20 protein-coding genes are annotated in these 24807 nt (G+C 62.5%); 3 read left to right on the top strand and 17 right to left on the bottom strand.

Features of this window, described 5'->3' with window-relative positions; all coding sequences use genetic code 11:
- Positions 1 to 91: 91 nt before the first annotated feature.
- Both gltX and gltA read left to right on the top strand, forming a co-directional pair.
- The gene (gene gltX, locus ACX3OW_RS08515; RefSeq protein WP_459095478.1) at positions 92 to 1513 is read left to right on the top strand and encodes a glutamate--tRNA ligase; all 1422 of its coding nucleotides are present in this window, start codon (positions 92 to 94) and stop codon (positions 1511 to 1513) included.
- Positions 1514 to 1668: 155 nt separating this feature from the next.
- The gene (gene gltA, locus ACX3OW_RS08510) at positions 1669 to 2958 is read left to right on the top strand and encodes a citrate synthase (protein WP_459095321.1); all 1290 of its coding nucleotides are present in this window, start codon (positions 1669 to 1671) and stop codon (positions 2956 to 2958) included.
- Here gltA and ACX3OW_RS08505 read toward each other — a convergent pair.
- From ACX3OW_RS08505 to dnaE, 13 genes are all read right to left on the bottom strand, one after another.
- The gene (locus ACX3OW_RS08505; RefSeq protein ID WP_459095320.1) at positions 2934 to 4100 is read right to left on the bottom strand and encodes a lipid-A-disaccharide synthase; all 1167 of its coding nucleotides are present in this window, start codon (positions 4098 to 4100) and stop codon (positions 2934 to 2936) included. The genes gltA and ACX3OW_RS08505 overlap by 25 nt on opposite strands.
- On the bottom strand, positions 4100 to 4909 hold the full coding sequence (gene lpxA, locus ACX3OW_RS08500; protein WP_459095319.1) for an acyl-ACP--UDP-N-acetylglucosamine O-acyltransferase: 810 nt from the start codon (positions 4907 to 4909) through the stop codon (positions 4100 to 4102). Before lpxA ends, ACX3OW_RS08505 begins: the two co-directional genes overlap by 1 nt.
- Positions 4906 to 5382: a 3-hydroxyacyl-ACP dehydratase FabZ gene (fabZ, locus tag ACX3OW_RS08495; RefSeq protein ID WP_459095318.1), complete on the bottom strand. Its 477-nt coding sequence runs from the start codon at positions 5380 to 5382 to the stop codon at positions 4906 to 4908. Before fabZ ends, lpxA begins: the two co-directional genes overlap by 4 nt.
- Positions 5379 to 6407 (bottom strand): UDP-3-O-(3-hydroxymyristoyl)glucosamine N-acyltransferase, encoded by a 1029-nt coding sequence (gene lpxD, locus ACX3OW_RS08490; protein WP_459095317.1) that lies wholly within the window; start codon positions 6405 to 6407, stop codon positions 5379 to 5381. The genes fabZ and lpxD overlap by 4 nt, the downstream gene beginning before the upstream one ends.
- A 73-nt stretch (positions 6408 to 6480) precedes the next feature.
- Positions 6481 to 8610: an outer membrane protein assembly factor BamA gene (bamA, locus tag ACX3OW_RS08485; RefSeq protein WP_459095316.1), complete on the bottom strand. Its 2130-nt coding sequence runs from the start codon at positions 8608 to 8610 to the stop codon at positions 6481 to 6483.
- A gap of 183 nt (positions 8611 to 8793) precedes the next feature.
- The gene (gene rseP / locus ACX3OW_RS08480) at positions 8794 to 9930 is read right to left on the bottom strand and encodes an RIP metalloprotease RseP (RefSeq protein WP_459095315.1); all 1137 of its coding nucleotides are present in this window, start codon (positions 9928 to 9930) and stop codon (positions 8794 to 8796) included.
- Between the two features lie 39 nt (positions 9931 to 9969).
- Positions 9970 to 10830: a phosphatidate cytidylyltransferase gene (locus ACX3OW_RS08475; protein WP_459095314.1), complete on the bottom strand. Its 861-nt coding sequence runs from the start codon at positions 10828 to 10830 to the stop codon at positions 9970 to 9972.
- Complete coding sequence (locus tag ACX3OW_RS08470; RefSeq protein ID WP_459095313.1) at positions 10827 to 11588, bottom strand: isoprenyl transferase; 762 nt, start codon at positions 11586 to 11588, stop codon at positions 10827 to 10829. Before ACX3OW_RS08470 ends, ACX3OW_RS08475 begins: the two co-directional genes overlap by 4 nt.
- 29 nt (positions 11589 to 11617) lie before the next feature.
- Entirely contained in the window at positions 11618 to 12172 is a 555-nt protein-coding gene (gene frr / locus ACX3OW_RS08465; RefSeq protein WP_459095312.1) for a ribosome recycling factor, read from the bottom strand.
- 18 nt (positions 12173 to 12190) lie between these two features.
- Positions 12191 to 12910: a UMP kinase gene (pyrH, locus tag ACX3OW_RS08460; protein WP_459095311.1), complete on the bottom strand. Its 720-nt coding sequence runs from the start codon at positions 12908 to 12910 to the stop codon at positions 12191 to 12193.
- Between the two features lie 205 nt (positions 12911 to 13115).
- Positions 13116 to 14042: a translation elongation factor Ts gene (tsf, locus tag ACX3OW_RS08455; protein WP_459095310.1), complete on the bottom strand. Its 927-nt coding sequence runs from the start codon at positions 14040 to 14042 to the stop codon at positions 13116 to 13118.
- A 72-nt stretch (positions 14043 to 14114) separates the two neighbouring features.
- Positions 14115 to 14900: a 30S ribosomal protein S2 gene (rpsB, locus tag ACX3OW_RS08450; RefSeq protein ID WP_459095309.1), complete on the bottom strand. Its 786-nt coding sequence runs from the start codon at positions 14898 to 14900 to the stop codon at positions 14115 to 14117.
- A 973-nt stretch (positions 14901 to 15873) separates the two neighbouring features.
- On the bottom strand, positions 15874 to 19329 hold the full coding sequence (dnaE, locus tag ACX3OW_RS08445) for a DNA polymerase III subunit alpha (protein WP_459095308.1): 3456 nt from the start codon (positions 19327 to 19329) through the stop codon (positions 15874 to 15876).
- 355 nt (positions 19330 to 19684) lie between these two features.
- On the opposite strand from dnaE, the gene ACX3OW_RS08440 reads away from it, so the two are divergent.
- On the top strand, positions 19685 to 20338 hold the full coding sequence (locus ACX3OW_RS08440) for a YoaK family protein (protein ID WP_459095307.1): 654 nt from the start codon (positions 19685 to 19687) through the stop codon (positions 20336 to 20338).
- Between the two features lie 50 nt (positions 20339 to 20388).
- Here ACX3OW_RS08440 and ACX3OW_RS08435 read toward each other — a convergent pair whose 3' ends face one another.
- The 4 genes from ACX3OW_RS08435 to clpA all read right to left on the bottom strand — a co-directional run bounded on the left by ACX3OW_RS08435 (position 20389) and on the right by clpA (position 24802).
- A complete protein-coding gene (locus tag ACX3OW_RS08435) occupies positions 20389 to 20586 on the bottom strand; it encodes a DUF2798 domain-containing protein (RefSeq protein WP_459095477.1) in 198 nt (65 codons plus the stop codon).
- Positions 20587 to 20875: 289 nt separating this feature from the next.
- Positions 20876 to 21097, bottom strand: coding sequence for a DUF2798 domain-containing protein (locus tag ACX3OW_RS08430; RefSeq protein ID WP_459095306.1), 222 nt, complete (start codon positions 21095 to 21097; stop codon positions 20876 to 20878).
- 314 nt (positions 21098 to 21411) lie between these two features.
- Entirely contained in the window at positions 21412 to 22209 is a 798-nt protein-coding gene (locus ACX3OW_RS08425; protein WP_459095305.1) for a hypothetical protein, read from the bottom strand.
- Positions 22210 to 22462: 253 nt separating this feature from the next.
- Positions 22463 to 24802 (bottom strand): ATP-dependent Clp protease ATP-binding subunit ClpA, encoded by a 2340-nt coding sequence (gene clpA, locus ACX3OW_RS08420; protein ID WP_459095304.1) that lies wholly within the window; start codon positions 24800 to 24802, stop codon positions 22463 to 22465.
- Between the last annotated feature and the right edge of the window lie 5 nt (positions 24803 to 24807).

The raw sequence follows: 24807 nt of genomic DNA, 5'->3' as shown, positions 1-24807 counted from the left end.
GTTCCGCGCCCCTGCACCCGGCTTGCCCCCGCCCTTGCGCTCGTGCCGTGCTATGCTACACACGGCGGCAAAATCCTCCAAGCATTCCGGTATCATGTCCCAGGTCGTAACCCGTTTCGCCCCTTCTCCCACCGGCTATCTCCATATCGGTGGTGCCCGCACGGCCCTGTTCAGCTGGGCCTTTGCCCAGAACCAGGGCGGCAAGATGCTGCTGCGCATCGAGGACACCGATCGCGAACGCTCGACCGAGGCCGCCGTGGTGGCGCTGGTCGATGGCCTCAAGTGGCTGGGCCTCGACTGGGAAGGCGAGCCGATCAGCCAGTTCGGCCGCGCCGCGCGCCACGCCGAAGTCGCCCATGAATTGGTCAAGCTCGGCCACGCCTATTATTGCTATTGCTCGCCCGCCGAGCTCGACCAGATGCGCGAAGAAGCCCGCGCTGCCGGTAAGCCGCCGCGCTATAACGGCTATTGGCGCGACCGCGACCAGAGCGAAGCGCCGGCTGGCGTGGCGCCCGTGGTTCGCATCAAGGCCCCGGTCAGCGGCGATATCGTCGTCGACGACCATGTGCAGGGCAAGGTGGTGTTCAAGACCGAAAACCTGGATGACTTCATCATCCTGCGCTCGGACGGCACCCCGACCTATATGCATGCTGTGGTGGTGGACGATCACGACATGGGCGTGACCCACATCATCCGTGGCGACGACCACCTGACCAATGCCGCCCGCCAGATCATCATCTACAATGCGATGGGCTGGACCGTGCCGGAGATGGCCCATATCCCGCTGATCCATGGTCCCGATGGCGCCAAGCTCTCCAAGCGCCACGGCGCGCTGGGCGTCGAAGCCTACCGCCAGCTGGGCTATCTCCCCGAAGCCTTGCGCAATTATCTGGCCCGGCTCGGCTGGAGCCATGGCGATGACGAAATCTTCTCGACCCAGCAAATGGTCGAGTGGTTCAGCCTCGACGCGCTCAACAAGGGTGCGGCGCGGTTTGACTTCGTCAAACTGGAAAACATCAACGGCCACTATATCCGCGAAGCCGCTCCGGCCTATCTCTATGACGTGATGCTGGCGACGGCGATCGAACTCGGCCGCCAGGTCGACGTCGATGGCCTCTCCGTCAACAAGGACACGGTGCTGGCCGCCCTGCCCGAGCTGCAGCCGCGCGCCAAGACGGTGCTGGAGCTGATCGACCTGGCCCAGTTCATTTATGCCGTGCGCCCGCTGGCCATTGAGCCGGCCGCCGCAGCGCTGCTGACCACCGACACGCGCACTGTGCTCAAGGACATGGCCGATGTGCTGCGCGGGCTCAATGAATGGTCGGTGCCGACCATCGACGCGGCCATGCGCTTGCTGGCCGAAGCCAAGGGACTCAAGCTCGGCAAACTGGCGCAGCCATTGCGCGCCGCGCTCACCGGACGCACTGTTTCGCCGGGCATTTTTGAAGTTATGGTGCTCATCGGACGCGACGAAAGTATGGCCCGGCTGGAGGATCAAATCGGCGCTGTCTAGTGCTAATAGGAGGGTAAGCCTTGCTTACCCATAAGTTGCCTCGGAGGGGCAAAAACTGATACCCCTCACCGAGCCATTCCAGACTGCCATTATGCGGCCCCGCCCTTACCGAAATCCCTTCCAGACTGGGGTTCGGGGCCATCGAGGAGAGCTCAATGACCGACAAAGTCGCCAAACTCGTCATCGGGGACCAGACCCACGAATTCCCGGTGCTGTCCGGCTCGGTGGGCCCGGATGTGATCGATATTCGTTCGCTCTATGCCAAGACGGGGATGTTTACCTACGACCCGGGCTTTACCTCGACGGCAGCCTGCGACAGCGCCATCACCTATATCGACGGTGACAAGGGCGAACTGCTCTATCGCGGCTACCCCATCGACCAGCTTTCCGAAAAAAGCTCCTATATCGAAGTCTGCTATCTGCTACTGTATGGCGAGCTGCCGACCAAGACCCAGCTTGAGGAATTCAGCGACATCGTCACGCGCCACACCATGGTGCATGAGCAGATGCATTATTTCTTCCGTGGCTTCCGCCGCGATGCGCATCCGATGGCAGTGATGACCGGCGTGGTCGGCGCCATGGCCGCTTTCTACCATGACTCCACCGACATCAACGATCCGCAGCAGCGCGAGATCGCCTCGATCCGCATGATCGCCAAGATGCCGACGATTGCCGCCATGACCTATAAATATTCGGTCGGCCAGCCCTTCGTCTATCCGCGCAACGATCTCGATTACGCGTCGAACTTCCTGCATATGTGCTTCTCGGTTCCAGCCGAGCCCTACCAGGTGAACCCGACCATCGCCAAGGCGATGGATCTGATCTTCACCCTGCATGCCGATCACGAGCAGAACGCTTCCACCTCGACCGTGCGCCTGGCCGGTTCGTCCGACGCCAACCCCTTCGCCTGCATCGCCGCCGGCGTTGCCTGCCTCTGGGGTCCGGCGCATGGCGGCGCCAACGAAGCGGCGCTCAACATGCTCAAGGAAATCGGCACCGTCGATCGCATTCCCGAGTTCATCGCGCGCGCCAAGGACAAGAGCGACAATTTCAAGCTCATGGGCTTCGGTCACCGCGTCTACAAGAACTTCGACCCGCGCGCGACGGTGATGCAGCAGACCGCCAAGGAAGTGCTCGACCTGCTGGGCGTGCACAATAATCCGACTTTGCAGGTGGCCCAGGAGCTCGAAAAGATCGCGCTCGAAGACCCCTACTTCATCGAGCGCAAGCTCTATCCGAACGTCGATTTCTATTCGGGCATCATCCTCGAGGCTATCGGCTTCCCGACCTCGATGTTCACCGTGCTGTTCTCGGTCGCCCGCACCGTTGGCTGGATCAGCCAGTGGAAGGAAATGATCGCCGATCCGCAGAAGAAGATCGGTCGTCCGCGCCAGCTCTACAACGGCGCTCCGGCCCGCGACTACGAGGCGCTCAGCACCCGCTGAGCCCAATGGGCGAGGACCCGGTCCGCCGGGTCCTGACGCGGGAAATCGGCTTCGCCGCTTTCCATCAACATCGCAAGCTCGCCAAAGCAGACGATCTGCTCCTGGCGGGCTTTTTTGTTGTCGAGCAGGTTCTGCACCACGCCGCCGAGCGCGGCCGCATCTGGCGTATCCTGCACCAGCTCGGGAACAGCCTCACGTCCCAGGATGATATTGGGCAAGGATACGGCCGGCCGGCCGAGCCGGGCATAAATGCCGCGCTGCGGCCCATCCATCACATAGCTGACCGCCATGGGCACCCGCGCCAGCGCCAGTTCCAGCGTCACCGTGCCCGAGACCGCCAGTGCCATCACCGCCCGCTGATATAGCGCCGCGCGGGCGGCACGGTCGGAGACGATTTGCACCTTCACCGGCCAGTCCGCCACTTCCTGGCTGATCCGCTCGACGAGCGCCGGCAGCGTGGGAATGACGATGCCGTCAACCGCCGGGTGATTGGCCAGTTGCGCCGCAACCTGGCGGAACAGCGGCAGATGTCGGCGCAATTCGCCCTCGCGGCTCCCCGGCAAGAGGATCAGCGGCCCCTGCTCGACCGCATCACGGTCAAGCCGTTCGCCCAGGGCGGGATGGCCGACATAGCTGGTGGGTGGACCGCCAAGGCGCTGCATCACCGCCGGCTCGAAGGGCAACACGGCCAGCACTTCGGCAAACAGCGGCTTGAGCTTGGCCGCCCGCTGCGGCGCGCGGGCCCAGACCGAGGGTGCAACGTAGAGAATGAGGGTACCGGCATAGCGCAGCTGTTTCAGCCGACGCGCCAGCAGCCGGGAAAAATCCTGGGAGTCGACCAGCACCACAATGTCGGGCTTGGCGGCGCGGATGGCGCGGGCCGTCTGTTCAATGCGCCACAGCAGCAGCGGCAGGCGCAGCAGCACGTCGCTGATCCCCATCACCGCCAGATCGCGCATCGGGAACAGCGAGCGCAGGCCCTGCGCCTCCAGTTCCTGCCCACCGACACCAATAATGGCCAGCGGCACGATGCGCTTGAGGCGGATCACCAGATCGGCGGCGATACGGTCGCCCGAGGGTTCGCCGGCCAGGATGAACAGCTTGAGGTGCTCGGGGCCCGCCGGCCCCGCCTGCCCGCTCATTACTCGGTGCTGTGGCCGTTGCGGGGCATCAGAATCGGCCGATCCGACGCGGCAACGATGAAGGCAACCACATCCTGCACCAAGGAATCGCCCTTGAACAATTCGGCCGCATCCTCGACCCGCTCGCGCAGCGTGCCTTCGCTGGCAAAGATCAGCCGATAGGCCGCCCGCAGCCGGTGAATGGCTTCGCGGTCAAATTTGCTGCGCTTGAGCCCGACCAGATTGAGCCCGGTCAGCGCGGCGCGGTTGCCCACGGCCATGCCATAGGGAATGACGTCGCCATCGACCATCGACTGCGCGCCGATAAAGGCATGCGCGCCGATGCGGGTGAACTGGTGGATGACGCAGGTGCCGCCAAAAATGACATTATCGCCAATCTGACAATGACCGGCGATGCCGACATAATTGGCCATGATGACATTGTTGCCGATGATCGCGTCATGCGCCACATGGGCGCTGGCCATGATCAGGCAATCATTGCCGATCTTGGTCAGCATGCCGCCGCCCTCGGTCCCCGGATTGATGGTGACCGACTCGCGGATCACGCAGCGTTCGCCGATCACTAGGCGCGAGGCCTCACCGTGATATTTGCGATCCTGCGGCGTATGGCCGATCGAGGCAAACGGATAGATCTGCGTGCCCGCACCGATTTCGGTGTGGCCATCAATGCTGACATGGGAAATCAGCTCGACATCGTCATGCAGCACGACATGGTCGCCGACGATGCAATAAGGGCCGATCTTGACGCCGTTGCCCAACCGGGCGAGCGGGCCGACAATGGCTGTCGGGTGAACGCTCGGTCCGCTCACGAAGCGGCCTCCACGATCATGGCGGTTATCTCGGCTTCCGCGATAATCGTGCCATCAACGATGGCCTTGGCCTCGTAGCGCCCGACATTGCGGCGGCGCTGGATCTTGGCGATGTGGAACTCGATGGTGTCGCCCGGGCCAGCCGGCTTGCGGAACTTGGCCTTGTCGACACCCAGCATGAGCACGATGTTCTTCTTGCCGCCACCGGAGTCATGTTTGATGACGATGGCGCCGGCCGTCTGGGCCATGCCTTCGATGATCAACACACCCGGAAAAATCGGGTTCTCGGGGAAATGGCCCTGAAAGATCGGTTCATTGAACGTGACGTTCTTGATGCCGATAGCCGTCTCATCACCGTCGATCTTGATGATCTTGTCGATCATCAGGAACGGATAGCGGTGCGGCAGGCTTTTCAGGATCTCCGCAATATTCATGGCCCCGAGTTCGGTGGTCACTGGTGCGCTGTCGGTCATCCCCGCTTTTCCCCCTTGGAAAGTTTCCGCATGGTGGCGATTTCTCGCCAAAAATCTCGAATATCCTGTGCCGGCGCACCGGCCAGTTTGCTGCCCGGCGGCCAGTCCTTGGTGACGGCGGCGCGGCCATGCACCATTGAACCGGCCCCGATGCTCATATGACCGGAGGTACCGACGCCGCCGCCCATCAGCACGCCATCGCCCACAGTGGTGGAGCCCGATAGCCCGCTCATCGCGGCAATCAGGCAGTTGCGGCCGATACGGCAGTTGTGGCCGATCTGAACCAGATTATCGATCTTGGTGCCTTCACCGATCATGGTGTCGCCCAGCGCGCCACGGTCGATGGTGGAGTTGGCGCCGATCTCGACGCGATCCTGAATCAGCACCCGCCCGAGCTGGGGCACCTTGCGGTTCGACCGGCCGTGATCTAGCCAACCAAAGCCCTCGGTGCCGACGCGCACGCCGGAATGGATCACCACCTCATTGCCGATATAGGCGCAGTCGATGGTGCAATTGGCGCCGATGATGCTGTTGCGGCCGATGGTGACGCCAGCGCCGATGACACTATTGGCGCCGATCACCGTGCCACGGCCGATCTCGACCCCGGCCCCGATGACCGCATTGGCGCCGATGATCACATCGCGCTCGAAAACCGGCTCGCCCAAGTCATCTCGGCCAGCCGCGAGTATGGCGCGGGTATTGCCGGGATAGAGCAGATCGAGAATTTCGGCGAACAGCAGATGCGGCTTGTCGCTGACAATGGCCATGCTGGTCGCTGGCACCATCTCGAGCAGCGCCGGCGTGACCAGCACGGCGCCAGCAGCGGTGGCGCGCAGCACTTCGGCATAATCAGTATGGGCTGCGAGGGCCAGATCGCCGGGACCGGCAAGATCCAGCTCGGTCACCCCTGAAACGGACCAATCTGCATTGGCCAGCCCGGTCAGCATCTCGCTGCGGCCAAGCGTGGCGAGAATGGCACCGATGGTGGACGGGCCGGCAAAACGATGAAAACGGGTGTCGACCATGATGTCACTTAAAAAGAATTGAGCCGCGGCGCTACCGCCCCGCGGCTCAATGAACTGTCACACGCTATGCGGTCTAGAACAAGGTCGACATGGTCAACTGGAAGACCTGGGTACGATCCGAGGTCGACTTGTTCATCACGTGGGCGAAGTCGCCACGCAGCGGGCCAAACGGGCTGTCCCAGATCAGCGAGGCGCCGATCGAGGTCCGCCACGGCACGTCAGTGCTCGCCGTATCGACGGCGTTGGTGCCATCGAGACGCGGCGTATTCACGCCATCGACCCAGGCAGCGTCAGCCCACAATGCACCCGACAGACCGTAGCTCTCAGGCAGGCCCGGAACCGGGAATTGCACTTCAGCGGAGAGGCCAGCATAGGCGACGGCACCAAGATACTCGCCAGTGGTCAGACGCGGGCCAAGGCCACGACCTTCAAAGCCACGGATGAGCTGCGGACCCGGGATGAACGCCTCGACCGAGTGAACACCATTGCCGCTCAGATCGTTGACGATACCGGCCTGGCCACGCAGGCTGGCGACGATGCCGCTATCCTGGATCACGGGGACGAAGTAGCGCGCCCGAGCCTCGGTCTTCACCAGGCTATGATCCCAGCCGATATACTGCTGGCTGAAGCTGGCGAACAGGCCTTCGGTCGGCTTCTTGGTGTCATCAAGACCATTCCAGGTCAGGCTGTAGCCAACGAATGCCTTGTAGAACTCCTGGCCATCGGAAACGACCGTCGATGCGGGCGGCTTGCCCGGATCGTCAGCAATGACCTTGCGCTCACCACCGACGAACACGGTACCCGACAGATCGCCGGTCAGCGGCACGCCGACGCGGAACTGACCGCCAGTTGCCTGCGAGCCGTAGAAGCTGGCAGCGTTTTCTTCGTTGATGCGATGATAGACGTCGACGCCGGTCGAGACCTTGAGGCCCATGAAGCGCGGCTCGGTGAACGAGAAGTCAAAGGTACGGCCGGCCTGCGAGGCACCAATGGCGGCGCGCAGATACTGGCCACGACCCAGGAAGTTCCGCTCGGTCAGCGAGATCTCGCCCAGGACACCGTCCACGGTGGAGTAACCGGCAGTGGCGCCATATTCACCCGTCGAGGTTTCGGTCACGGCGATGTTGATCACCACCTTGTCAGCCGACGAGCCCGGGCCAGTGGTCACGTCCACAGCCGAGAAGAAACCGAGGCCATTGATGTTTTCGCGGCCACGCACCAGCAGTGCACGATTGAACGGGTCGCCTTCGGCAAACTCCAGCTCACGGCGGATCACGAAGTCACGGGTCTTGGTGTTGCCGGTGACGTTGATGCGCTCGACATAGAGGCGCGCACCTTCATCGACCAGATAGGTGACATTGAACTTGCCCGACGCCACGTCACGATCGAGGCGAGCCCGAACGTCGACGAAGGAATAGCCCTGGGTCGTGGCTTCGTAAGCCATTTCCTCGATCGTCTGCTGCAGATCAGCAACCGAATAGGAGCCGCCCTGCCCGGTCTGCACCGTGCTCTTGAGCGCGTCGGTGTTCAGTCCGTCGATGCTGGTTTCAATACCGACATTGGCGAACTGGTACTTCTGGCCTTCATTGACGGTGAAGTTGATGAAGTAGGCGTTCTTGGTGGCGTCATATTCACCAACAGCATTCACCTGCGCGTCGGGATAGCCACGGTTGGCGTAATAGAGGCGGATGCGCTCACGGTCGATGGCGAGCTTCTGCTCATCATAGCCATCATCCTTGAGCAGCCAGCTCAGCAGGCCAGTTTCCTTGGTGAGCATGGTGCTCTTCAGGCTATTGGCGCCGAATGCGTTGTTGCCAGTGAAGTTGATCGCGGCGATGCCCGCGCGATTGCCTTCGTTGACATTGAAGATGACGCGGACGCGGCCATCGGCCGTCGCCTCGGAGCGCGCCGTCACGGAAACGGAAAGGAAGCCGTCGCGGTCATAGGCCTGACGGATGCTCTCGATATCGGAGTTGACCCGCTGCTGGGTGAAGATGCCGGAAGCCGACACATCGACCATGGCCAGCAACTGGCTATCGGAGAAGCGGCGATTGCCCTCAAAGAGAACTGCGCCAACCAGTTGTTCCTGGGCCTGCGCAGTTACAACTCCAAGAAGCGGAATGCTGGATCCGGCCAGTGGCGCTGCACCCAGTATCGCAAGCGCCAGAAAAGCGCCGCGCATCAGCTTGGTGGGATTGATCATATTATTATTGCCTCTGCGACCATGCCTGAGGAATCGCCATGCACAGCGCTCCCCCAGACTAACTCCATTGCACCGTTTTACCGTCTTTTTAACCAAGGACAAGGCTGAAGCCTCGACGCGGTTAGCAAATGATTGGTGCTCTTGTATTCCTGCAACACCTTGCGAACCAAGGCTAACCAGAGGTTAACGCAGGATTCCGAAGTATGCAAAAATCGTGTCGTTAAAGAGCGTGAACACCATGAGCGCAAGAACCAGGGCGAATCCAAAGCGGAACCCCATTTCCTGCACCCTCATGGAGAGCGCACGCCCTCTGACGGCCTCAACCAAATAATACAGAAGGTGCCCGCCGTCGAGCATGGGAACCGGTAAAAGGTTGAAGATACCGATATTTAGCGAGAGCAAGGCGGTCAGATTTATGAGTGCGATAATGCCCAGTGTCGCCACTTCGCCGGAAACCTTGGCCACTTTGACCGGTCCGCCCAGCTGCTCGACGTCGCCCCGCCCAACGAAAAAGTCCCCCAGGAACGCCGCTGTGCGCTGGATGATGAAGCGGATTTCCTCCACCGTCATGCCGACGGCCTCGACCGGGCCCGGCCGATAGAGGCTGACATCGGTCTGTGCCACGTCACGGCTCACGCCGATTCTGCCGATCTTCTGCATATTGCCGAAACGGTCTTCTACCTCGACCACCTCGGGCACCAGTACGATGGTTTCCGAGGTGCTGCCGCGATCCAGCTCAACCGTCACCGGTCGCGCCGGGCTGGTGGCAACCAGCCGCTGGAAATCCTCAAACCCCCGCACGGCATAGCCGTCGACGGCGATGATGATGTCACCCGGCTCGATCCCGGCGGTCTCCGCCACGGAACCAGCGATCACCGCGCCGACAACCGGCGGAATGGTGTAGCGGCCATAGCCCAGCAGCAGGGCATAGAGGATGAAAAACGTCAGCAGCACATTGGCGATGGGACCGGCGGCCACCACGGCGATGCGCTGCCAGACATTCTTGTTGGCAAACAGTCGCGGCGCCAGCGCTGGATCGACATTGGCGGTTGCCTCGGGGTCCGGCACGCTGGCTTCGTTCATGTCGCCGACAAAGCGCACATAGCCGCCCAGCGGGATCGCCGAAATGCGCCAGCGTGTCCCGTGCTTGTCGTCCCAGCCGATCAGCTCGCGGCCGAAGCCCACCGAGAAGGTCTGGATCGCCACCCCGTTCCAGCGCGCCACCAGATAGTGGCCCATCTCATGGACGAAGACGATGACCGTCAGCACCGCCAGGAAGGGCACCACGTAGGACAGCAGCCAGTAGATGAATTCGAACATGGTCTTCCTTGCTTGGTCGAGCGCCGGGCGCTCGTGGCCCTACCAGTAAAGCAGGCCCTCGGCGACCGCGCCGTAGCCGGCATGCAGGCCGCCGACCAGCAATACCAGCAACACGCCAAATGTGAGGCTGTCGAGCCGGTCCATCAGCCCGCCATGGCCGGGGATGATATCGCCGCTATCCTTGATCCGGAAATGCCGCTTGATGCCGCTTTCGGTCAGATCGCCGAGTTGACCCAGCACGCTGATCGACGCCGACAGCACCAGCCCGATCCACCAGGGCGAATCCGTCGCCACCACCCAGACCAGCAGCCCTGCCCCGGTGCCCAGCGCCAGCCCGCCCAGCGCGCCCGACCAGGTCTTGGACGGCGAAATCCACGGCGCGAGTTTTTCCCCGCCGATCTGTCGACCGGTAAAGAACGCCGCCGAATCCGTCATCCACACCACAGTGCCGAGATAGATGCCGGCCCAGACACCGGTAATCGTGTCGCCCCGCATGGCCAAAGCGGCGATGATGATCGCGCCATAAATGCACAGGCCGAGCACCCGCCATGGCGCCCCTTCGCGCCGCATCGTCAGCGCCACGACGCAGGCCACGGCAATCACCGCGATGGTGCCCAGCGGCCCGGTTAGCGGATAGATCAGGCCCGACAGGCCCACCAGGCCGATCAACACCCAGCCCGACGTCGAGGGCGCGGCCCGCGACACCATGGTCTCCCATTCGCGATAGGCGCCGGCAAACACCGCCCCCACCACGGCGGCGAACACATAGCTGCCGATATACAACGCCGACGCGGTCAGCGCGATCAGCACCATGGCCGACGCGAGGCGCGGGCCGAGATCGGACCACAACCGCCGACGATTTTGGGAATTTTCTGACGAAGGATCGCCGGGACTGGTCAAGGTTGCACAGCCTCGATACCGCCGAAACGCCGGTCACGCTGGGAGAAGGTCTCAAGCACGCGGATGAAGCTGGCCTCGCCAAAATCGGGCCAATACTCATCGACGAAGACGAATTCGGCATAGGCCGCCTGCCACAGCAGGAAATTGGAAATGCGCTGCTCGCCACTGGTGCGGATGATCAGATCGGGGTCCGGCAGGCCGGCGGTATAGAGCGCCGCGCCAATGGTTTCCTCGGTGATCGCCTCGGGCGCCAACTCCCCGGCGGCAACCGCCTGGGCGATACGGCGCGTCGCATCGACGATTTCGGCCTTGCTGCCATAGTTGAAGGCCACAATCAGCACGAGGCCGCTATTGGACGCCGTCTTGGCCTCCACATCATTGATCAACCGCACCAGGCTCGCATCGAGCCCCTCGCGCCGACCAATGATGCGCACCTGCACATTATTGCGGGTCAGGCTTTGCAGATCGGACGCAACAAAGCGGCGCAGCAGATTGAAGATGAAGGAGATTTCATCCTTCGGACGGGTCCAGTTCTCGGACGAGAAGCTGAACACCGTCAGATGCGGCACGCCATAGGTGATGCACAGTTCGACCAGATTGCGCAGCGCCTTGACGCCCTCGATATGGCCTTCGGTGCGGCGCTTGCCGCGGGCTTTCGCCCAGCGGCCATTGCCGTCCATGATCACGCCGAGATGAGCCGGAATCCGCAGGCGCTGCCGCTGGGCAGGATCGATGGTGAAGGCTGGATCAATGGACATCTACGCCCTCCTGGCGCAGTTCAGCCGACTTAGACCTGCATGATTTCTGCTTCTTTGGCCGCGACCACCTGGTCGATCTCGGCCACGGCGGCGTCGGTGGCCTTCTGGACCAGGTCGGTCTGCGCGCGCGCATCGTCCTGGGCCATATCGCCGTCCTTCTCCGCCTTCTTCAGCGCATCCATGCCGTCGCGACGGATATGGCGCACCGCCACGCGGGCCGCCTCGGCATAGTTGTGGGCGACCTTGGACAGTTCCTTGCGGCGCTGCTCGTTCAGCTCGGGCAGCGGCACGCGGATGATCTGCCCCTCCCCCATCGGATTGAGGCCAAGCCCGCTGTCGCGGATGGCCTTCTCGACGGCATTGGCCATCTGGCGGTCCCACACCTGCACGCTCAGCATGCGGGGCTCGGGCACGGTGACGGTCGCCACCTGGTTCAGCGGCATGCGCGAACCATAGGCCTCAACAGTCACCGGTTCCAGCAGGCTGGCACTCGCCCGGCCAGTGCGCAGGCCGACGAGTTCATCGCGCAGCGAGGAAATCGACTTCTGCATACGGGTTTTAATATCTGCGAGGTCATAGGCCATACTATTCGTCCTTCTAGGCTAGAGCGGCTTGCCGACGCGCGTGGAGCGGGTAGTTCCCGCCAAGACACCAGCGAGGCCGGCCGCGTCGTCGAGCGCATATACGATTATCGGCATGTCGTTGTCGCGGGCAAGCGCAAATGCCGCAGTATCCATCACCCGCAAGTTCTTGCTGATGACTTCGTCGTAGCTGACGGCCTCATAGCGCGTTGCATCGGGATTGGTCACCGGATCTGCGGAATAGACCCCATCGACCTTGGTGCCCTTGAGCACGACGTCACATTCCAGCTCGATAGCGCGCAAGGTGGAAGCGGTGTCAGTGGTAAAAAATGGATTGCCGGTGCCGCCGCCGAGAACCACCACATAGCCATCCTCCAGCGCCTGCTTGGCAGCGCGGGCGGTGAAGGCATCGGCCACGGTGGGCATCGAGACGGCGCTGTAGGGCTTGCACTTGCGGCCCTGGCGGCTGATGGCATTGCTCAGCGCCAGCGCGTTGATCATGGTGCCCAGCATGCCCATCATGTCGGCAGTGACCCGGTCGGTGCCATCAGCAGCGCCGGCCATGCCGCGGAAAATATTGCCGCCGCCGACCACGATCGCGATCTCGACGCCGGTATTGGCGACGTCGGCGATCTGCTTGGCCACGGCCTGCAGGAATGGGGGTTCGATACCGAAGGAGTTGTCTCCTGCCAGCGCCTCGCCCGAAACCTTGAGGAGAATGCGTTTATAGGCAGGTGCCATCGGCAGACCCCTCTTTCTGAAAAACGGACGGGGCGCCGAATCCGGCAACACCCGCATGACCCTATGGCAAAACCGCCTTCAACAGAAGGCGTCGCACCACTGGAAACTACATTACGGCAGGGTTTTGCGCTCAATCCCAGCTCGGATAAACCCTGCGGGAGAGCGGCGGACGGGCCCTTGGGCCCATCCGCAATCAATCGGCGTCTTACTTGACGCCGGCAGTGGCAGCGACTTCAGCGGCGAAGTCGGTCTCGACCTTCTCAATGCCCTCGCCCAGCGCAAAGCGCACGAACTTGGTCAGCTTGATCGGGGCGCCAGCGTCCTTCTCGGCATTCTTGATCACGTCGGCAACCTTGGTTTCGCCGTCGACCACGAACACCTGCGACAGCAGGGTCACTTCTTCGAAGTATTTGCGCATGCGGCCATCGACCATCTTCTCGGCGATCTCGGCGGGCTTGCCCGATTCCTTGACCTGCTCGAGAATGATCGCACGCTCCCGTGCCACCACGTCCTGGTCCAGCTCTTCCGGCGCAATCGCCTGCGGCTGGGCCGCTGCGATATGCATGGCAAGCTGCTTGCCCAGCGCCGACAGCACGGCCTTGTCGCCGGTCGACTCGAGCGCCACCAGAATGGCGATCTTGCCCAGGCCAGCCTTGACGGCGTTGTGCACGTAGCTTTCAACCACGCCATCACTGACCGAAACGGTCTGCGTGCGGCGCAAATTCATGTTCTCGCCGATCTTGGCGATGGCGGCGGTCAGTTCGGCCGAAACCGAATGGCCCGAGCCGGGATACGGCATTTCGCCGAGCTTGACCACGTCGCCATCGGCGTCGAGGGCCAGCGTGGCTGCATTGCCGACAATGCCCTGGAACTGTTCGTTGCGTGCAACGAAGTCGGTTTCCGAGTTCACTTCGACAGCGGCGCCCTTGGTGCCGTTGACGGCAACGCCAACCAGGCCTTCAGCGGCCACGCGGTCGGCTTTTTTGGCAGCCTTGGCCAGGCCACGGGTGCGCAACCAGTCGATTGCTGCTTCCATGTCGCCAGCGGTCTCGGCCAGAGCCTTCTTGCAGTCCATCATCCCGACGCCAGTCGCGTCGCGGAGCTGCTTGACCATTCCTGCAGTGATTTCCATAGGTTCACCTCTTGGCGGCCCCTTTCAAGGGGCCGCATTGGTTCAAATCGGAACGAAGTACGCGAAGCGTGCTTAGTTAGCGGCGGGTGCGACGGGCGCAGGCGCCTCGACCGGCAGCTCTTCAGCCGGGGTCAGGTCGCCAGCGCCGAGGTCGGCGCCGAGTGCGGACGACGAACGGCCGATACCGTCGATGGCAGCCTTGGCAACCAGCGAGACATAGAGCTCGAGGGCGCGGCTGGCGTCGTCATTGCCCGGAATGGCGTAGTCGACGATATCCGGATCACAATTGGTGTCGACGATGGCGATGACCGGAATCCCCAGACGGCGGGCTTCCTTGATCGCGTTCGCTTCCTTGTTGGTGTCGATGACGAACAGCAGGGACGGCAGGTTGCCCATGTCCTTGATGCCGCCCAGGTCGCGCTCAAGGCGTTCCTGCTCGCGGCTCATCATCAGGCGCTCTTTCTTGGTGCGCAGCGCCAGATCATCTTCGCTCATCGATTCGAGCGTACGCAGACGCGAGATCGAGTTCGAAATGGTCTGCCAGTTGGTCAGCGTGCCGCCGAGCCAGCGGGAGTTCACGAAATACTGGGCGGACTGCTTGGCAGCCTCGGCAACCAGCGGAGCGGCCTGGCGCTTGGTGCCAACGAACAGCACGCGGCCACCGTCAGCAACGGTGTCCGAGATCAGCTGCAGCGCGCGGCTCAGGGCCGGCACGGTCTGGCTCAGGTCGAGAATGTGGATGTCGTTGCGAACGCCGAAAATGTAGCGCTCCATCTTCGGGTTCCAGCGGTGCTTCTGGTGACCAAAGTGAACGCCTGCTTCAAGCAGTTGACGCATAGAGAAATCGGGCAGTGCCATGATGGCTGCTCCTAGTTTACCGGTTGATGCCGCCACGAGATCTTGCGACGGTTTCCCGTCACCGGACGGCTTTTCGATTGCTCGAACCGCCTGCCTCGTGTGTGAAATCGCGCTGACTCGCAGTCAAACGCATGCGCCATATAGGGGAAGACGGAAAAAAGAGCAAGGGTCGTGCGGAAACGCCGCCTGTGTGCGGGTTTCGAGCGATGATGGCGAGGCGCTGCCTCGATATTAGTTTTTTGATAGTGAGCCAGTCGCCTCGCCATCATGCCGGGATTTTCGCAGGTTGGTTCAGGTACGCCAATGTTGCAGACGCAGCTGCCGGTTTCCTCTGCTCAATGGGAGCGACCTCCCATCCCCGACCGTCCCCACGCTCATCACTCGTCATGATCGCGCTCTGGCGTGGGCGATGAGGGGAGTATGCGCGCAGGTGAAGGGGGCGGGGATAAGATGGATAAGTTGAAGCATCTACTCTCCCAGGCGCGCGTCACCCTCGGGCTTGACCCGAGGGGGCTGAACTTGCTGCGGCAGGGAAGTGTAGAGCCCTCGGGTCAAGCCCGAGGGTGACGGCCGGGGAAGGAGCACAGACTTCTCAGTCGACACCCTCCCCCTTTGCGGGGAGGGATCAAGGGTGGGGGTGGTTTGGTCCAGTTATCGGGGCTCTCGCACCCCCTCCCGGCTCGATCACGGACTTAGCAAGCTAAGTCCTATCTCGCTCTCCCTCCCCGCAAGGGGGAGGGTGGAGCCGGTGGTTGGGCAAAAATCTCATCCCACCCACCGTGTCACCCCGGCCTTGCGCCGGGGCCCATCCCCAGATCGCGCCAGTTCCCCCATCTCAGGATGGGTCCCGGCTCAAGGCCGGGATGACATCGCGTTTGTGGGAGCGCTCAGGGCAACACGGCTCCGCACCGCACATTTTTTACTGCATTAACAGCGGCTTAGCCGACCCATCGGAATCAAATCCCCAAGCCCCTCAGTGAAACCGCACATCCGTCACGCCATCCAGCGCCTTGATGCCACCGGCGACTTCGGCGGTGAGGCGATAACTGCCCGGCAGTTCGACCTCATATTCGCGGGCGCCACCGTCGCGGATGACGACGAAGTTCACCTTGCCTTCCCCGCCGCGCTTGAGCTGGGCGCTGATCGAGCCGAGGGCTTGCGCGCCGCCGGCAAAAATCGTCAGTCGGCGCTCAATGGTGTCTTCGATGCCGTCAATGGCCTGGGCCGAAAGCAGCCGCAGGCTGATGCCTTCGGCGCGCTCGTCGGCACCCACTTGCAGGATCACCGACTTGCCCGGCTGCAACAGCGCGCCGAATTCGTTGATCTGCTCGGAAAAGGCGATCACCTCGAAGCCGCCGGTCTGGTCCGACAGCGTCAGGATCATCATCGGTGTGCCCTTGCGGGTGCGGCGGTCCTGCCGGCCGCTAATGGTACCGGCCAGTCGCCCGGCCGAAGCCCCATCCTTCACCGCCCGCTCGAAATCGCCCCAGCGCTGCACCCGCAACTTCTCGAACAGGTCCGAATAGGCGTCGAGCGGATGCGCCGACAGATGGAAGCCGATCGCCGACAGCTCGCGGTCGGCCCGCTCGGTGGTGCTCCAATCCGGAATGCCGGCCGGCAGGCGGACGGGCTCGGGCTCGCCGGCGTCGAACATGTTCCACTGGCCCTGACTGCGCTCATGGGTCAGCGACTGCGCCATGCCCATCACCGCTTCGATGGCGGCAAAAGCCACTTCGCGGCGCGGCACGATGGCGTCGAAAGCGCCGGCATTGGCCAGCGTTTCCAGCGTCCGCTTGGAGAGGACGCGCGGATCGACGCGGCGGGCGAAATCGCCCAGATCCTTGAATGGGGTGTCCCCGCGCACTTCCACGATATGCTCGGCCACCTGCCGGCCGACGCCCTTGACCGCGCACAGACCATAATGAATGCGCTTGTCCTTGACCGAGAACACCACCTGCGAGCTGTTGATGCAGGGCGGCACCAGCTCGATGCGGTTGCGCTTGGCCTCGCTGCGGAATTCGGCCAGCTTGTCGGTATTGCCCATATCCAGCGTCATCGACGCGGCCAGGAACTCATGCGGATAATGCGCCTTGAGAAAGGCGGTCTGGTACGACACCAGCGCATAGGTGGCGGCGTGGCTCTTGTTGAAGCCGTAATTGGCGAATTTGGCCAGCAGGTCGAAAATCGTATCGGCCTGGGCCTTTTTCAGCCCGTGCGTGATCGCTCCCTCGCGGAAGCGCTCGCGCTGCGCATCCATCTCGGCCTTGATCTTCTTGCCCATGGCGCGGCGCAGCATGTCGGCTTCGCCGAGCGAGTAGCCTGACAGCAGCTGGGCGATCTGCATCACCTGCTCCTGATAGACGATGATGCCATAGGTTTCGTCGAGCACCTGCGACAGCTCGGGGTGGGGATATTCCACCTCTTCGCGACCATGCTTACGGTCGTTGAACAGCGGAATATTGTCCATCGGACCGGGGCGATACAGCGCCACCAGGGCGATGACGTCTTCGAAGCGGTCGGGCTTCATGTCGACCAGGGCGCGGCGCATGCCGGCGCCTTCCACCTGGAACACGCCAAACGTGTCGCCGCGGGCGTAGAGCTCGTAGGTGGGCTTGTCGTGGATGGAAATATCTTCGATGCGGAAGCTGCCGCCATCCAGATTGACCATGTTCACGGCATACTGGATCGTGGTCAGCGTCTTGAGGCCGAGGAAGTCGAATTTGACCAGCCCGGCGGCCTCGCTCCACTTCATATTATACTGGCACACCGGCATGTCGGAGCGCGGATCGCGATACAGCGGCGCCAGATCCTGCAGCGGTCGGTCGCCAATGATGATGCCGGCGGCGTGGGTGGAGGCGTGGCGGAACAGCCCTTCGAGAACGCGGGCAATCGCCACCAGATCGGCGACGGTCTCGTCCTCGTCGGCCATCTGCTTGAACTGCGGCACCTCATTCATGGTGCGCTCGATCGAATAGGGATCGGCCGGATTAGCCGGCACCAGCTTGCACAGCCGGTCGACCTGCCCATAGGGCATTTGCAGCACGCGACCGACGTCGCGCAGCACGGCGCGGGCCTGCAGCGTTCCGAAGGTGATGATCTGGCTCACCTGCTCGGCGCCGTATTTCTGCTGCACGTAATGGATCACCTCTTCGCGGCGATCCTGGCAGAAGTCGATATCGAAGTCGGGCATCGACACGCGTTCCGGATTGAGGAAGCGTTCGAACAGCAGATTGTAGGCGAGGGGGTCGAGGTCGGTAATGGTGGTGGTGTAGGCCACCAGCGAGCCGGCGCCAGAACCACGGCCCGGCCCCACCGGAATGCCCTGCGACTTCGACCAGCGGATGAAGTCGGCCACGATGAGGAAGTAGCCGGGGAATTTCATCGAGGCGATGATGCCCAACTCGAATTCCAGCCGTTCCCAATACTCCTGTTCGGTCTTGCCCGGCGCCGGGCCGGGACTGGCGAGGCGGGCACGCAGCCCCTCCTCCGCCATGGCGCGCAAAGCCGCGGCTTCGGCGGCGACGGCATCGTCTTCGCTCAGATCGGGCGCGGCGGCGAATTTGGGCAGGATCGGGCTACGGGTGCGCGGCCGGTAGGAAATGCGCTGGGCCACCTCGATGGTGGAATCCAGCGCCTCGGGCAGGTCCGAAAACAGCGCGGCCATTTCGGCGCGGGTCTTGAAATAATACTGGTCGTTGAGCTTGCGGCGCTCGGTCTGGGCCAGCACGGTGCCGCCGGCAATGGCCAGCAGCGCATCATGCGCCTCGAATTCCTTGGCAGATTTGAAGAAGGGCTCGTTGGTCGCCACCAGCGGAATGCCCTTGCGATAGGCATAATCGATCAGGCGCGGCTCAACCGCCGCTTCCTGCACCCGGCCATGGCGCTGCAATTCGATATAGAAACGGTCGCCGAACAATTCGGCCAGCCGGTCGAGCCGGCGGATGGCATTGGCGTCCTGCCCATGGGCGAAAGCCATGTCGATGGCGCCCTCGGGGCCGCCGCTGAGACAGATGATATCGTGCAGACCTTCGCGGGTCAGCCAATCGAGCTGCGCCCGCGCCGTGCCGCCATCGCCCTCGATGTAGGATTTCGACACCAGCCGCGACAGATTGGCAAAGCCGTTCTCGGTCTGCGCCAGCAGCACGACGCTGGATTTGCCAGCCCAGGCCACCTGCCCGCGCTCGCTGACCCGCTCTTCGCTGGCGGCAAAATCGATGGCCAGTTCCACCCCGGCCAGTGGCTGAATGCCCTTCTTGCTGGCCTTTTCGGAGAACTCGAGCGCCCCGAACAGATTGCCGCTATCGGCAATGCCGATGGCCGGCTGATTGTCATCCTTGGCGAGCTTGAGAATGGCATCAAGCTGCAGCGCACCCTCAAGCAGGGAATAGGCGGAATGGACGTGAAGGTGAATAAAGCCGGGACTGGTCATGATGGCCCTTTATGACCGGCCCGGAGCGATGATCATACCGCTCGCGGACCGCAATCCACAGGGACCGTCACACGAGTCGGGCCAACATATCCATCCAGGTGAGCGAACCGATGGTGAAGGCGCCAAGCGTGACGAAGGCGGCGAGGTCCTTGATGAAAGTGAGCATCTGCATCTCCCGTGTTGCTATAATGTTCTTATAGGTTCGTCCTTTGTTCTTGTCCAGTGTGGGCAATGGGAACAGCGGGGATTGGCCAGCCCTGGTTAACGAGACGTTAGGAAATGAAGCTGGGCGGTTGACCTGACCACCGATAATGCGTGCAGTGCCGCCACGCCGCCCTGCCCGTCCGAGGAATCGATGACCCCCACGCCCCAACTCAGTCTCGGCCTGCTGCTCACCGCCGCAGCCGGCTTCGCCGACGTGGTCGGCTTCATCGAACTGGGCGGCCATTTCATCTCGTTCATGAGCGGCAACATCACCCAATTGGGCGCGGGGCTGGCGCAGGGCATGTGGCCGGTGGCGCTGCTGACGGGCTCGCTGGTGGGCCTGTTCTTTCTTGGCAGCCTCGCCGGTTCGCTGCTGGCGCTGATGGCCGGGCCGCGCTGGGGCTCCAGCGCCGTCACCGCTCTGGTGCTGGCCAGCTTCATCGCCACCCTGCTGCTGGCCTTGGCCGGCTTCGTCCCCGGCCAGTTCATGCTGGTGCTGGCGGCGGGCGCCGGCGCGCAGAATGCCATTCTGCCGGCTGCCGGCTCGGTGCGGCTGGGCACCACCTTCGTCACCGGCACTTTGTTCGCGGCGGGACAGGATCTGGCGCGGGCGCTGCATGGCCTGGTGCCGCCGTGGCGCTGGGCCCAGCATATGCTGGTCTGGGCCTCGCTGCTGCTGGGCGGCTTGCTCGGCGGCTGGGGCTATGCCCTGGTCGGCATCAACACTCTGCTGGTGCCGGCGCTGATCTATCTCGGGCTGCTGGTGTTTTTCGTGGCCCGGCCGCCGCTGCGGCACGCCGCCTGAGCGGCAAACAAAAAGGCCGGAATCGCTCCCGGCCGTTTTATGTTGGTCAGCTACGCCTTGGCAGGCGGGGCGATCCGATGCGCCAGCTTGAGAGCAATCGGGCTCACCACACTGCTGATCAGGAAGGCCACCGGCCAGGCAATGGCAAACGCCAACGGCCAACGCGGCAGGAACTCACTCCCGGCATTGAGAAAGCCCATGACGCCCGACATGGCCAACGCCATCATGAAGGTCATGAGCAGCTGCATCACGAATTGGGTTTTTCTTGGCAAAAATCTACTCTCCAACAGGCCGGCACTGACAAAGAACACGCTCCGCCAGCATCACCACAAAATTTGAAACTTGTGACGCCGATGGAACGCTTGCGCGCCGAATCCCGCGAGTACGGGGCCGGATACCAACCGCCAGCTTCTTTTCGACCTGGATTAAGTAGGAAGCGCAAGTGACTCCGTCAACGGCAGAGTTCGCAAGTCTGCTTCCCGCTTCGTGGGCGGATAGACGAGGCCGGGATTGCTCCCGGCCGTTTGTGTTTTCGGCTTATGCCTTGGCGGGCGGCGCGATGAGGAAGGCCAGCTTGAACGCGACCGGGGTCACCACCTGGGTGACGATGAAGGCAACCGGCCAGGCGATGGCGAAGGTCAGCGGCCAATGCGACAGGAAGTCCTGCCCGGCACTGACGAAGCCCATGATGCCTGACATGGTCAGCGCCATCATGAAGGTGATGAGCAGCTGCAAAACGATCTGGGTTTTCTTTGGCAAAGTCTAATCTCCAACAGGTCTGACACTGACGGAGAGCATTCCCACGCCAGCATCACCCCACATAAAAGGTGTGATGCCGATGGGACGCTTGCGCGACGAATCCCGCTTGTACGGGGCCGGGATACCAACCGGCTGCTTCTTTTCGACCTGAATTAACTAAGAAGCCTAAGTGACTCGGTCAACGGAAAAATCCGCATGCCAGCTTCCCGTTTGGGTGGCTGAGACCAACAGAAACGCCTGCCGGAAATAACCAGCAGGCGTCCGAAAACGGCAACCAGCCCTGAGCAAAAGCCAAGCGCTGCACCGGACTGCGGCTAGGATCGCGGCGTCCCCACCTCGAAGCAGGACTGGCCATTGACGAAGGCAGTCGACGGGGTGCCGGCAAAGGTTTCGGTGAAGGCGCCAGGAAACAAGATAGATCCGGCGAAAATATCGCCCGACACGCCCGTAGAGGGCAGGACGCCTGCCCATTGCTGGAGCATTTCGGCGCCATTGGCCAGTACCGTGCCACTGCCGCAGGTCAGCGTGTTCTGCACCGTTTCGATTTTGCCGTAGGAGTTGGCCTCGAGGAAGGCGCGCAGCGTGCTGTCATCAATCGTATAGTCGATGAAGAAGCGCGCATACGGCACCTGCAGGCCGGCGTTCAACAGCAGCGAATTGGCGCCAAAATCCCAGCCGATGCCAGCATTCCCGAGCAGGCCGACGCCCAGCGTTCCGGCATCGCCGGCGATGCCGAGCAGACGAACTTGCATGTCCTCGAGCCCCTTGATGAGGGAGATCGAGGCGTTGATTTCACCGCCATAGACGAAATTGCTGGGATTGACGTTGGTGTGGCGCAGGCCGACGGCGAGATGGGGATTGAAGCCGTCGCCGATGGAAAAGCTGAGCCCGATAAAGCCGGTGGTGTCCCAACGATCCGAACCGGCCGATCCAGTCGGCGCCGAACAGGCGTTCCCGCCGTAAGCAAACCCGCTGTTGCCCTCGAGCCCGGCATAGCATCCGCTCACTGCGGGAGCGGCCCATGCCGACGCGGTCAGGGCAAGCCCGCCGACCATGCCAAGGGCAAGCAGCCCAGCACCAAGCGCCGCGCGCGGCAGGAAAGAATCAAGCATTGGTAGGCCCCCATTTTTGCCATCGTGTAGATACGGTCGTGGCAAAACGGGCAATAGGCTAGCGACGCTATGCTACTGAGCCTTCTGCTTTTTTTCTGGCTGGACTTGTGGGTGTCCTGCGTTATGCGCCCATGGACATGGCCCATTCGCCATTTCCTGCAAGCACAATGTCAGCCGGGACGACACAGTGGGGCGGAGACATCGCGCCCACCTCAGCAAACGAAAAGGCCGGGATCGCTCCCGGCCCTTTTGCTTAGCTCTTTTCGGCCGTGGCCTTGGGCTTTTTCGGCTTGGGCAGGGCCTTGGGCTTGGCCGGGCGCGGCGCCGCCGCGATCAGCTCCAGCTTGGCCTCATTGCCGACGCCGACAACCGCCACGGTCACCGTGCCACCATTAACCAGCTCACCAAACAGCACCTGCTCAGCCAGCGGTTTCTTGATGTATTCCTGGATCACCCGGCTCAATGGCCGCGCGCCCATGCGTTCATCATAGCCGCGTTCAGCCAGCCAGTCGGCGGCCTCCGGCTGCAGCACGATGGTGACACCGCGCTCGGCCAGCTGGCCTTCCAGCTGCAGCACGAACTTCTCCACCACGCGACGCACCACTTCGCGCGGCAGCGGCGCAAAGGAGATGATGGCGTCGAGCCGGTTGCGGAACTCCGGCGTAAACAGGCGATTGATCGCCTCTTCGTCGTCGCCCTGCTCGCGCTTGCGGCCAAAACCGATCGGGGCCTTCTGCAAGTCCATGGCTCCGGCATTGGAGGTCATGATCAGGATGACATTGCGGAAATCCACCGACTTGCCGTTGTGGTCGGTCAGCTTGCCGTGGTCCATCACCTGCAACAGGATGTTGTAGAGATCGGGATGGGCCTTCTCGATTTCGTCGAGCAGCACCACGCAATGCGGATGCTGATCGACGCCATCGGTGAGCAACCCACCCTGGTCAAACCCGACATAGCCGGGCGGGGCACCAATCAGGCGGCTGACCGTGTGGCGCTCCATGTATTCGGACATATCGAAGCGCAGCAGCTCCACCCCAAGGGTGTCGGCGAGCTGCTTGGCCACTTCGGTCTTGCCGACGCCGGTGGGGCCAGTGAACAGGTAGGAGCCGATCGGCTTTTCCGGTTCGCGCAGGCCGGCACGGGCCAGCTTGATCGCCGACGACAGCGCGGTGATCGCCACATCCTGGCCGAACACCACCGATTTCAGGCTCCGCTCCAGCCCGCCCAGCAGTTCGGCATCAGACTTGCTGACCGACTTTGGCGGAATCCGCGCAATGGTGGCGATGGTCGCCTCGATGTCTTCGACATCGATGATTTTCTTGCGCTTGTCTTCGGTGAGCAGCATCTGGCTGGCGCCGGTCTCGTCGAGCACGTCGATGGCCTTGTCGGGGAGCTTGCGGTCATTGATATAGCGCGCGCTCAGTTCCACCGCCGCCTTGAGGGCATCATCGGTGTATTTGATCTTGTGGAACTCTTCGTAATAAGGCCGCAGGCCCCGGATGATCTCGATGGCATCGGGGATCGACGGCTCATTGACGTCGATCTTCTGGAAGCGCCGCACCAAAGCGCGGTCCTTCTCGAAGAACTGGCGATATTCCTTATAGGTGGTCGAGCCGATGCAACGGATCGCCCCGCTCGCCAAAGCCGGCTTGAGCAGGTTTGACGCATCGAGCGCGCCGCCTGAGGTGGCGCCCGCACCGATCATGGTGTGGATCTCGTCGATGAACAGCACCGAGTTCGGCAGCTTTTCCAGCTCCTTCATCACGGCCTTGAGGCGTTCCTCAAAATCGCCGCGATAGCGGGTGCCGGCCAGCAACGAGCCGATATCAAGCGCATAGATTACCGCTTCACGGAGCACCTCGGGCACATCGCCCTCGACGATCTTGCGGGCCAGGCCCTCGGCAATGGCGGTCTTGCCCACGCCGGCATCGCCGACATAGATCGGGTTATTCTTGCTCCGGCGGCACAGCACCTGGATGGTGCGGCGCAGCTCGGCGTCGCGGCCGATCAGCGGGTCGATCTTGCCGGCCCGGGCCTTCTCGTTGAGATTGACGCAGAAATCGGCCAGCGCCGAACTCTTCTTGGCTTCGGCCCCGCCTTCGGCATGGCCGTCTCCGTCTTCAGCTCCGCGCACCTTGCGCTCCTCGCTGGGACCGGACTTGGTGATCCCGTGGCTGATGAAATTGACTGCGTCGAGCCGGCTCATATCCTGCTGTTCGAGGAAATAAGCGGCATGGCTTTCGCGCTCGGCAAAGATGGCGACGAGCACATTGGCACCCGTAACCTCTTCCCTACCGGACGACTGGACATGGATCACCGCGCGCTGAATGACGCGCTGGAAGGCGGCGGTCGGCCGCGCATCCTGGCCATTGGCCACGATCAGGCTGTCCAGCTCTTCATTGATGAAATCTTCGAGGTCGCTCTTGAGCGCGTCGATATCGACGTCGCAGCCGGTCAGCACCGCGATGGTTTCGCGGTCTTCGGTCAGCGCCAGCAACAGATGTTCGAGCGTCGCGAACTCATGGTTGCGCTCACGCGCCAGGTTCATCGCCTGATGCAGGGCCTTTTCAAGTCCGCGTGAAAATGAGGGCATATGAT

It is taken from the genome of Devosia sp. A449 (assembly GCF_054489375.1).
The sequence above is the reverse complement of the archived record's forward strand: the minus strand, read 5'-3'. Positions and strand labels throughout refer to the sequence as shown.